General features: G+C 69.4%; 10 protein-coding genes. 5 read left to right on the forward strand and 5 right to left on the reverse strand.

The window, feature by feature from the left end; translation table 11 throughout:
• The 3 genes from AC5RV2_RS11030 to pdhA form a co-directional block, all read right to left on the reverse strand.
• The coding region (locus tag AC5RV2_RS11030) for a biotin/lipoyl-containing protein (protein WP_494092363.1) at window positions 1–400 on the reverse strand (400 nt) is incomplete at its 3' end.
• A gap of 4 nt (window positions 401–404) precedes the next feature.
• Window positions 405–1,412: an alpha-ketoacid dehydrogenase subunit beta gene (locus AC5RV2_RS11035; RefSeq protein ID WP_494092364.1), complete on the reverse strand. Its 1,008-nt coding sequence runs from the start codon at window positions 1,410–1,412 to the stop codon at window positions 405–407.
• Window positions 1,412–2,533 (reverse strand): pyruvate dehydrogenase (acetyl-transferring) E1 component subunit alpha, encoded by a 1,122-nt coding sequence (gene pdhA, locus AC5RV2_RS11040; protein WP_494092365.1) that lies wholly within the window; start codon window positions 2,531–2,533, stop codon window positions 1,412–1,414. The genes AC5RV2_RS11035 and pdhA overlap by 1 nt, the downstream gene beginning before the upstream one ends.
• A 192-nt stretch (window positions 2,534–2,725) precedes the next feature.
• Here pdhA and AC5RV2_RS11045 point away from each other — a divergent pair, with 192 nt between their 5' ends.
• A complete protein-coding gene (locus AC5RV2_RS11045) occupies window positions 2,726–3,202 on the forward strand; it encodes an Lrp/AsnC family transcriptional regulator (RefSeq protein WP_494092366.1) in 477 nt (158 codons plus the stop codon).
• A 103-nt stretch (window positions 3,203–3,305) separates the two neighbouring features.
• Here AC5RV2_RS11045 and AC5RV2_RS11050 read toward each other — a convergent pair whose 3' ends face one another.
• Both AC5RV2_RS11050 and AC5RV2_RS11055 read right to left on the reverse strand, forming a co-directional pair.
• Window positions 3,306–4,931, reverse strand: a complete 1,626-nt coding sequence (locus AC5RV2_RS11050) for a monocarboxylic acid transporter (protein WP_494092367.1) — start codon at window positions 4,929–4,931, stop codon at window positions 3,306–3,308.
• On the reverse strand, window positions 4,928–5,296 hold the full coding sequence (locus tag AC5RV2_RS11055) for a DUF485 domain-containing protein (RefSeq protein ID WP_494068028.1): 369 nt from the start codon (window positions 5,294–5,296) through the stop codon (window positions 4,928–4,930). The genes AC5RV2_RS11050 and AC5RV2_RS11055 overlap by 4 nt, the downstream gene beginning before the upstream one ends.
• 182 nt (window positions 5,297–5,478) lie before the next feature.
• Here AC5RV2_RS11055 and AC5RV2_RS11060 point away from each other — a divergent pair, with 182 nt between their 5' ends.
• From AC5RV2_RS11060 to AC5RV2_RS11075, 4 genes are all read left to right on the forward strand, one after another.
• Window positions 5,479–6,696 carry a sensor histidine kinase gene (locus AC5RV2_RS11060; protein ID WP_494092368.1) on the forward strand — a complete coding sequence of 406 codons (1,218 nt, stop codon included), beginning with the start codon at window positions 5,479–5,481 and terminating at the stop codon, window positions 6,694–6,696.
• Window positions 6,697–6,743: 47 nt separating this feature from the next.
• Window positions 6,744–7,466: a LytR/AlgR family response regulator transcription factor gene (locus tag AC5RV2_RS11065; RefSeq protein WP_494092369.1), complete on the forward strand. Its 723-nt coding sequence runs from the start codon at window positions 6,744–6,746 to the stop codon at window positions 7,464–7,466.
• Window positions 7,463–7,960, forward strand: a complete 498-nt coding sequence (locus AC5RV2_RS11070; RefSeq protein ID WP_494092370.1) for a DUF485 domain-containing protein — start codon at window positions 7,463–7,465, stop codon at window positions 7,958–7,960. Before AC5RV2_RS11065 ends, AC5RV2_RS11070 begins: the two co-directional genes overlap by 4 nt.
• The coding region (locus tag AC5RV2_RS11075) for a sodium/solute symporter (RefSeq protein WP_494092371.1) at window positions 7,957–9,356 on the forward strand (1,400 nt) is incomplete at its 3' end. The genes AC5RV2_RS11070 and AC5RV2_RS11075, both read left to right, overlap by 4 nt.

The following is a 9,356-nucleotide window of genomic DNA, read 5'->3' on the forward strand; positions in this document are numbered from 1 at the left end:
CCGCCGCCCCTATGGTCTTGCGCGGGCCGGTCTTGCGCGGGCGCCGGGCCGGCCGCCCGTTCCCTTCGGCGGCCGCACCGTACCCCACCAGGTTCGCCTCGCGGCGCGGCTCCGGCGGCCTTCCGGCGGCCTTCGCGCCGTCGTCGCCCTGCCCCGCGTCTTCCACCTCGATGGAGACGATCGGCTCGCCCACGCTGACCGTAGTGCCGGGTACCTCATGCAGGGTCCGGACCACTCCGGCGAACGGCGAGGGCAGCTCGACCACGGCCTTGGCGGTTTCCACCTCGCCCAGGATCTGGTTGAGCTGGACCGCGTCGCCCTCGGCCACGCTCCAGCTGACGATCTCCGACTCGGTGAGCCCCTCGCCCAGGTCCGGCAACTTAAATACCTTGATCCCCACGGCTTCAGTCCTCCAGTCCGGTCAGCGAGTTGGGCCGGCCGAGCGCCCGGTCCACCCCGTCCAGGATGCGGTCCAGGTCCGGGAGGTGATGCCGCTCCAGCTTGGCCGGAGGGTAGGGAATGTCCATCCCGGCGATCCGCACGGGAGCGTGTTCCAGATGATAGAAGCAGCGCTCGGTCAGGCTGGCCGCGATCTCCGCGCCAAGCCCGCCGGTCCGGGCGGCCTCGTGCGTGATCACCAGGCGGCCGGTCTTGCGCACCGAGGCCTCCACGGTGGGAAAGTCCAGCGGCGACAGCGAGCGCAGGTCGATGACTTCCACCGACACGCCGTCGTCCTCGGCGGCCTGGGCCGCCTCCCGCGCCGTCTGGACCAGCGCGCCGTAGGCCACCAGGGTCACGTCGGACCCGGGCACCTCCACCCGGGCGCTGCCCATCGGCAGGGCGGACTCCAGCGCATTCTCGTCCACTTCGCCCTTGGTGTGGTACCGCCGCTTCGGCTCGAAGTAGACCACCGGATCGTCGGCGGCGATGGCCTGCTGGATCATCGTGCAGGCGTCCTGCGGGTTGGACACTGCCACCACCCGCAGCCCGGAGGTGTGGGTGAAATACGCCTCCGGGGATTCGGAGTGGTGTTCGGCCGCGCCGATGCCGCCGCCGAAGGGCACCCGGATGGTCAGCGGCATCTTGACCCGGCCGCGGGTGCGGTAGTGCAGCTTGGCTACCTGGCTGACGATCTGGTCGAACGCCGGGTAGATGAAGCCGTCGAACTGGATTTCGCAGACCGGCCGGTAGCCCCGGTAGGCCATCCCGACGGCGGTGCCCAGGATCGCGGACTCGGCCAGCGGGGCGTCGATCACCCGGTGGGCGCCGAAGTCTTTTTGCAGTTCGTCGGTGATGCGGAACACCCCGCCCAACGCTCCGATGTCCTCGCCGATGATCACCACCCTGGGGTCGTTCTCCAGGGCCTTGCGCAGCCCGGTGTTGATGGCGCGTCCAAACGTCATGGTAGTCATCAGCGGCCTCCCTCGGCAGCGTCGAACGAATCAAGATAGCGCTCGTAGTGCGCGCGCTGTTCCGCCAGCACGGGGTGCGGCGCCACGTAGACGTTCTCGAACAGTTCCAAGTCCTCAGGGTCGGCCATGGTCGTGCAGCCGGCCCGCATCTCGGCCGCGGCCCGGTCGGCGGCGTCCCGGACCCGCTGTTGCAGGCCCTCGTCCAACAGGCCCTCGGCCGCCAGATGGGCGGCCAGCCGGTCGATCGGATCCCGGCTCTTCCAATCCTCCAGCTCGTTCGCGTCGCGGTAGCGGGTGGGATCGTCCGCGGTCGTGTGCGGTCCCATCCGGTAGGTGACCGCTTCGATGAAGGAGGGGCCGCCGCCGCTGCGCGCGTGCTCCAACGCCCGGCGGGTCACCGCCAGGCAGGCCAGGACGTCGTTGCCGTCCACCCGGTAGCTGGGGATGCCGAATCCGGGCGCCCGGTCGGAAAGTTTGCCCTGGGCCTGCAGCGACACCGGTTCGGAGATCGCCCACTGGTTGTTTTGGCAGAAGAAGATCACCGGTGCCTGGAAGCTGGCGGCAAACACCATGGCCTCGTTCACGTCGCCCTGGCTGGTGGCGCCGTCGCCGAAATACGTCACCGCCACGGCGTCGTCGCCGTCGAACTTGACCGCCATGGCATAGCCGGTGGCGTGCAGCGTTTGGGCGCCGATGATGACCTGCGGGGTGGCCATGTTGATCTCGTAGGGGTTCCAGCCGGAGGGCCTGTTGCCGCGCCAGACACGGATCATGTCGGTCAGGTCCACGCCGCGGCAGTACGCGACGCCGTTTTCCCGGTAGCTGGAGAAGACGAAGTCGTCCTTGCGCAGGGCGCGGCCGGAACCGATCTGGGCCGCTTCCTGCCCCAGCAGCGGCGGCCACAAGGCGAGCTCTCCCTGCCGCTGCAAGGCGGTGGCTTCCTGGTCCAGGCGGCGGACCACCACCATGTCCTGGTAGAGGCCGGCGAGTCGGTCGCCGTCGATATCCTCCAGCCAGGGGTCGAACTCCCCGCTGGGGGCCCGCGTGCCGTCCGGCGCGAGCAGTTGGATGTAGCTTTCCTGGTAATGCGGACCGGCCGGGTCCGTGCCTGGTAAGGACACTTGCGACACTCCCTTTGCGTCTTCAGGGCCGGGAAGGTCTTGTGGACCTCCCGGCGCCGGACAGCCCCGCCTGCACCTTTGCCCGCGGTTGACTGTGACACTACTCACATCCCGCAAGTAGCGCAATGATCCCGACAAAAACTGAGCAGGATGCCCTGTCGGGGCCGGGCAGGCCGTGCTAGTCTGCGCAATATGCGGAATCTGGACGGCACCGACCTGCGGTTACTGGGAGCCCTGACGCAGGATCCGCGCCGGACCGTCGTGGCCCTGGCGCAGATCCTGGGCCTGTCCCGCAACACGGTGCAGGCGCGCATGGCCCGGCTGGAAAAGGACCAGGTGTTCCTTGCCTTCGACCGGCGGATCAATCCCGCCGCCGTGGGGTACCCGCTGGCGGCCTTCATCCACATCCACGTGCACCAGCCGAAACTGCAACAAATCACCGACGAGTTGGCCCGCATTCCGGAGGTACTCGAAGCGATCGGCATCACGGGCCAGGCGGATATCCTGGCCCGCGTCGTCTCCGAGGGCGCCGAGGACCTGTTCCGCGTCAACGGCAAGATCCTGGCGATCGACGGCGTGGAGCGGACCGACACGTCGCTGGCCATGCACGAACTGATCCCGTTCCGGATCGAACCGCTGCTCTCCCGCGGGGCCCGGGCAACCGGCTGACTGTCAGGCGACCCGCATGGCTGCGGGCCCGGCAATCGACCGCCGGGCCCGCAGGGTTATCTGTGGCGGCGCGTTGCAGCAGGCGCGCGCCGCCGTCGTCGTCTCAGTGAACCGTGGCCTTCTCCGCACCGACGCCGGTGAGCGAGCGGACCTCCATTTCGGCCTGCTTGGACGCGTCCTCGCGGTTCTTGTCCAGCACGGTTCCCAGCCAGCCCAGGAAGAACGCGAGCGGGATGGAGACGATGCCCGGGTTGTTCAGGCCGAAGATGGCGAAGTCCGCGCCGGGGATCATCGACGTCTCCTTTCCGGAGACCACCGGGGAGAACGCGATCAGGACGATGGCCGCGCCCAGGCCGCCGTACATGCTCCACACCGCGCCCTGGGTGGTGAAGCGCTTCCAGAACAGCGAGTAGACGATGGTGGGCAGGTTGGCGGAGGCGGCCACCGCGAACGCCAGGGCCACGAGGAAGGCCACGTTCTGGCCCTGCGCGCCGATGCCGCCGAGGATGGAGACGACGCCGATGACCACCACCGTGCGGCGGGCCACCTTGACCTCGCCGGCCGAGTCGACCTGTCCCTTGCGCACCACGTTCGCGTAGATATCGTGCGCGAAGGAGGCGGCCGCGGTGATGGTCAGGCCGGCCACCACCGCCAGGATGGTGGCGAATGCGACCGCGGAGATCAGCCCCAGCAGCACCGGGCCGCCGAGCGCGAAGGCCAGCAGCGGCGCGGCTGAGTTGACCCCGCCCGGAGCGCTCTTGATGGCTTCCGGGCCGATCAGGGCCGCGGCGCCGTAGCCCAGCACCAGGGTGAACAGGTAGAACGCGCCGATCAGCCAGATGGCCCAGACCACGGACCGGCGGGCCTCCTTGGCCGTGGGTACGGTGTAAAAGCGCATCAGCACGTGCGGCAGGGCCGCGGTGCCCAGCACCAGGGCAAGCGCCAGCGAGATGAAGTCCAGCTTGGACGCCTCCGAGACCCCGTACTGCAGGCCCGGATTGAGCAACTCGGGATTGCCGGCGGTATCCACGGCGGCACCCAGCAGCTCGGACAGGTTGAAGCCGTGCAGTGCCAGCACCCAGACGGTCATGATGAACGCACCGGCGATCAGCAGGCAGGCCTTGATGATCTGGACCCAGGTGGTGCCCTTCATGCCGCCGACCAGGACGTAGAGGATCATCAGCGCGCCGACGACGATGATCACCAGGGACTGTCCCAGCTTGGAGTCGATGCCGATCAGCAGCGAGACAAGGCCGCCGGCGCCGGCCATCTGCGCCAGCAGGTAGAAGAAACACACCGCCAGCGTGGTGATGGCCGCGGCGATCCGCACCGGGCGCTGCCGCAGCCGGAAGGAGAGCACATCTGCCATGGTGAACTTGCCGGTGTTGCGCAGCAGTTCGGCCACCAGCAGCAGGGCCACCAGCCACGCCACCAGGAAGCCGATCGAGTACAGGAAACCGTCGTAGCCGTTAATCGCGATCGCGCCGCAGATGCCCAGGAACGATGCGGCCGACAGGTAGTCGCCGGCAATGGCGGTGCCGTTCTGGCCGCCGCTGAAGGACCGGCCCGCCGCGTAGTAGTCGGCGGCGGTCTTGTTATTCCGGCTGGCCCGCAGCACCACTACCAGCGTCACGCCGACGAACAGCGCGAAGATCAGGATGTTGATCCAGGTGGAATCCTTAATGTCGTCCGCCGTGACGGCCAGCGGGATGGTGACGGAGTGGTTCATTTGGTGTCCTCCGGTAGGCCGACACCCTCGTCCTCGAGGCTGCGGCGGATGTCAGTGGCGATCGGGTCCAGCTTCCTGTTGGCGTAGCGGACGTACCAGGTGGTGATGGCGAAGGTGCTCACGAATTGCAGCAGGCCCAGGACCAGGCCGACGTTGATGTTGCCCCACAGCTTGGTGGACATAAAGTCGTGCGCGTAGTCGGCCAGGAGCACGTAGGCGAAGTACCACAGCAGGAAGGCCACTGCCATCGGGAACACGAATGAGCGGTGGCGCCTGCGCAGCTCGGTGAATTCCGGACTGCCTTGGACCTCTCGGAAGTCCACGGCCGCGGCGGTTCCGGCGTCCGGGTGAGGGTTGTTGCCCATCTTTTCCTCCTCTTCGGGCACACGCGTGGCGTGTGTGACTGCGATCACTCTGCTAGCTGGCGGGGCCGGTGGCCAGCGGCCGGGCGGGTCGGGTCGCCCAACGGCTCTCCGGCTGCGGTGAACGGCACCTCCGTGCGCCGAGCTGCAATCGGCCCGGCCGTCCGGCGGCTAGGCTGGAGGGCATGCTCAGCCCGGCCGTGGACATCGCGCTCATCGCCGCCCTGGCCGCGGCGGCGGTGGCGGTGATCGCGCTGGTGGGCTTTAAGCTGACCCGGTCCTACCGGGACCTTGGCTCCGAGGCCGACCGCGCAACCTACGCCACGCTGCATACCGCGGGGCTTGCCGGCCAGTACCTGCGCGCCGGACTGACGCCGGCCGGCGCCGGCAAGGCGAGCAAGCACCTGCGCGGCCTGTTGGGCTCCGAGGTGCTGGTGTTGACCGGGTTGGACGATGTGCTCGGCTGGGACGGCGCCGGCCAGCCGCCGGAGTCGGCCCTGCGCCTGGCTGGCAAGACCATCGGATCGGGACGCACCCGGGTCTTCCGCGGCGATCAGTTGCTGCCGGAGGGCCGGGTCCCGCGGGGGGCCGCCGCCCGGGACGGCGGCCCGACGGAAGCGGTCTTCGCCCCGATCCGGGTCCAGGACCGGGTGGTCGGCACCGTCGGCGCCTACACCGGACACGTCGCCGCGTCGCTCGTGCGGGCCACCAACGAGGTCGCGGCCTGGGTGGCCACGCAGATCGAACTAGCCGAACTGGACACCTCGCGGACCTTGCTGATGGAGGCCGAGGTGCGCGCGCTCCGGGCCCAGATCAGCCCGCACTTCATCTACAACGCCCTGAACGCCATCGCCTCCTACATCCTCACCGACCCGGCGCGGGCACGGGAGCTGGTGATCGAGTTCGCCGACTTCACCCGCTACTCCTTCCGGCGGCACGGAGACTTCACCACCCTGGCGGAGGAACTGAAATCGATCGACCGCTACCTGCTGCTGGAACGGGCCCGGTTCGGTGACCGGCTCAGGGTCAGCCTGCAGATCGGCCCCGAAGTCCTCAGCACCGTCATACCGTTCCTCTCCCTGCAGCCCTTGGTGGAGAACGCGGTGCGCCACGGGATCGAAGCCAAGGAAGGGCCGGGGCAGATCACCATCACCGCCCACGACGCCGGGGCCTACGCCGTGGTGACCATTGAAGACGACGGCGTGGGCATGGATCCGGAGCGGCTGCGCACCGTGCTGGCCGGCCGCGCCGAAGGCGACCATGTGGGCTTGCGCAACGTGGACGTGAGGCTGCGGCAGGTCTACGGCGACGAACACGGCCTGGTGGTCGACACGGCGCCCGGTGCCGGCACGCTGGTCACGCTGCGGCTACCCAAGTTCCAGCCCGGGAACCTGGTGGACTGAAGCGTCCGGCGCGGAGCTACACCCCGGGGCCTAATAGACTGTGGGCCATGGTCAATGTGGTTGTCGCCGATGACGAAGCCCCCGCCGTCGAGGCCCTGGCGTACCTGCTCGCCCGGGATTCCCGGATCGGGGAGGTCCACAAGGCCACCAGCGGCGCCGAAGCGCTGCGTGCCTTGGAGCGTCACGACGTGGACGCGCTCTTTCTGGACATCCACATGCCGGCCCTGACCGGGCTGGACATCGCCAAGGTCATTTCCCGCTTCAGCCGCCCGCCCGCCGTCGTTTTCGTGACCGCCGATGAGGACAAGGCGCTGCAGGCCTTCGAGCTGGCCGCCGTGGACTATCTGCTCAAGCCGGTGCGGGCAGACCGGCTGGCGGAATCCGTGCGCCGGATCTGCGAACTGATGGAAGACGGCGGCGCCGCCAAGCCTGAAGTCGTCACCGTTGACCAGGGCGGCATTACCAAGATGATCCGGCGCGACGAGATCCAGTATGTGCAGGCCCAGGGCGATTACGCCCGGCTGCACACGGCCGACTCCAGCTACCTGATCCGGGTGCCGCTCAACGACCTGGAGCGTCAGTGGGCGGACGCCGGCTACCTCCGGATCCACCGGTCCTACCTGGTGGCGATGGACCAAATCCAGCAGATGCGCACCAGCGCCGGGAGGGCCAGCCTGCTGGTCGGCGGTGCGGAACTGCCCGTCAGCCGGCGTCATCTGCCCGCCGTCCGCGACAGGCTGGAGGCCACGCGGGTGAGGCCGCGCGGATGAGCAGCGGTCCCGGCCGCGGCGAGGTTCCCCCTGGTGACGACGGCGGCGCCCCGCTGCCCGACGGCGCCCCGCTGCCCGACGGCGATGCACAGGTTCCGTCGGCCGGTTTCCGGCAGCGGGTCCGCGTCACCGCGCCGCGTTCGGCCGCGCCCCGGCCTGCGGGCGGCTACACCTTCTCCCGCGAGGTGGCCGAGCAGTCCGAGGTCGGCGAACTCTTCGTGCGGTCCCTGGTCCGTTCCCAATTGCGCCTGGCCGTCGTGGTGGCGGCCGGATTCGGGCTGATCCTGCTGGGCATGGCCGTGCTGATCGCGCTGGTACCGCTCACGGGCACGCTGACCGTGTTCACCGTCCCGCTCCCCTGGCTGCTGCTGGGCATCGGGATCTACCCGATCATCCTGGCGTGCGCCGCGCTCTACAACCGGGCGGCCGCCCGCAACGAGCGCCGCTTCCGCGAGTTGACGGCCGACCGGGTTGACCCGGGGACGAGGCAGTGAACGCGGCCGCCGGGCTGGCGGCGGTGGCCGCGGTCTGCGCCGCCACCGTGCTGATCGGCATCTACGGGCTGCGGATTTCGCGCACCACCGGTGATTTCTACGTCGCCTCGCGGACGGTCAAGCCGTGGTGGAATGCATCGGCCATCGGCGGCGAATACCTCTCGGCCGCAAGCTTTTTGGGCGTGGCAGGGCTGATCCTGGTCTCGGGCATCGACGCGCTCTGGTTCCCCGTCGGATACACCGCCGGCTATCTGATGCTTCTGCTGTTCGTGGCCGCCCCGCTGCGCCGCTCCGGCGCGTACACGATTCCCGACTTCGCCGCGGCACGGCTCGATTCCACCGCCGCCCGCCGCGTCACCAGCCTGCTGGTGATAGCGGTCGGCTGGCTGTACATCGTGCCGCAGCTGCACGGGGCCGCCCTGACCGTGCGCATCGCCACGGGCCTGCCGGGCTGGGCAGGCGCCCTCGCCGTCGTCGTCGTGGTGGTGCTGTCCGTGGTCACCGGCGGCATGCGCTCCATCACCTTCGTGCAGGCCTTCCAGTATTGGCTGAAACTCACGGCCCTGGCCGTCCCGGTGGTGTTCATCCTGCTGGTCCTCGCCGGTTCGGGCCAGTCGGCCACCGGCGGCGGCGCGGCCTTCGACCCGTCGCTGGATGTCGTCGGCGAAGCATCGCTGTACCGGAATATCTCGCTGATCGTTGCCCTGCTTTTCGGCACGCTGGGGCTGCCGCACGTGCTGGTGCGTTTCTACACCAATCCCGACGGTGCCGCCGCCCGCCGCACCACGCAGCTGGTGCTGGGGCTGCTGGCGCTGTTCTACCTCTTCCCCACCATCTATGGCATCCTCGGCAGGCTGCACACCCCGCGGCTGGCCGGCGGCAGCCAGTCCGACGCCACGGTGCTGCTGCTGCCGGGGCGGATTGTGGACGGCCTGGCCGGCGACCTCTTGAGCGCGTGCGTGGTGGCGGGCGCGTTCGCGGCGTTCCTCTCCACCACCTCCGGGCTGGTGGTGTCCCTGGCCGGGGTGGTCAGCCAGGACCTGTTCCGCGGCAGCGTCAGGGGCTTCCGGCTGGCCGCCGTGCTGTCGGCCATCGTGCCGCTGGGCATCGCCCTGGGCACCGAATCGCTGGCCCTGGCCGGCAGCGTGGGCACGGTCTTCGCGTTCACCGCCTCGACCATTTGCCCGCTCTTGCTGCTGGGCATCTGGTGGCGCGGCCTCACCGACGCCGGCGCCATTGCCGGCATGGTGTCGGGGGCGGTGCTCTGCGGCGGTTCACTGCTGGCGGCTGCGGTGGCGGGACCGAAACTGGGCGCCTGGGCCGAGCCGCTGGGACAGCCGGCGGCCTGGACGGTTCCGGCGGCGTTCCTGGTGACCGTGGCCGTGTCCCGGGCGAC

It is taken from the genome of Arthrobacter sp. Y3225116, from assembly GCF_059091245.1.

What these genes read in the sequence shown, in the direction of transcription:
- AC5RV2_RS11035 (WP_494092364.1), bottom strand. Translation starts at nt 1,412, where the DNA reads ATGACTACCATGACGTTTGGACGCGCCATCAACACCGGGCTGCGCAAG.
- AC5RV2_RS11045 (WP_494092366.1), top strand. Translation starts at nt 2,726, where the DNA reads ATGCGGAATCTGGACGGCACCGACCTGCGGTTACTGGGAGCCCTGACG.
- AC5RV2_RS11050 (WP_494092367.1), bottom strand. Translation starts at nt 4,931, where the DNA reads ATGAACCACTCCGTCACCATCCCGCTGGCCGTCACGGCGGACGACATT.
- AC5RV2_RS11055 (WP_494068028.1), bottom strand. Translation starts at nt 5,296, where the DNA reads ATGGGCAACAACCCTCACCCGGACGCCGGAACCGCCGCGGCCGTGGAC.
- AC5RV2_RS11060 (WP_494092368.1), top strand. Translation starts at nt 5,479, where the DNA reads ATGCTCAGCCCGGCCGTGGACATCGCGCTCATCGCCGCCCTGGCCGCG.
- AC5RV2_RS11065 (WP_494092369.1), top strand. Translation starts at nt 6,744, where the DNA reads ATGGTCAATGTGGTTGTCGCCGATGACGAAGCCCCCGCCGTCGAGGCC.
- AC5RV2_RS11070 (WP_494092370.1), top strand. Translation starts at nt 7,463, where the DNA reads ATGAGCAGCGGTCCCGGCCGCGGCGAGGTTCCCCCTGGTGACGACGGC.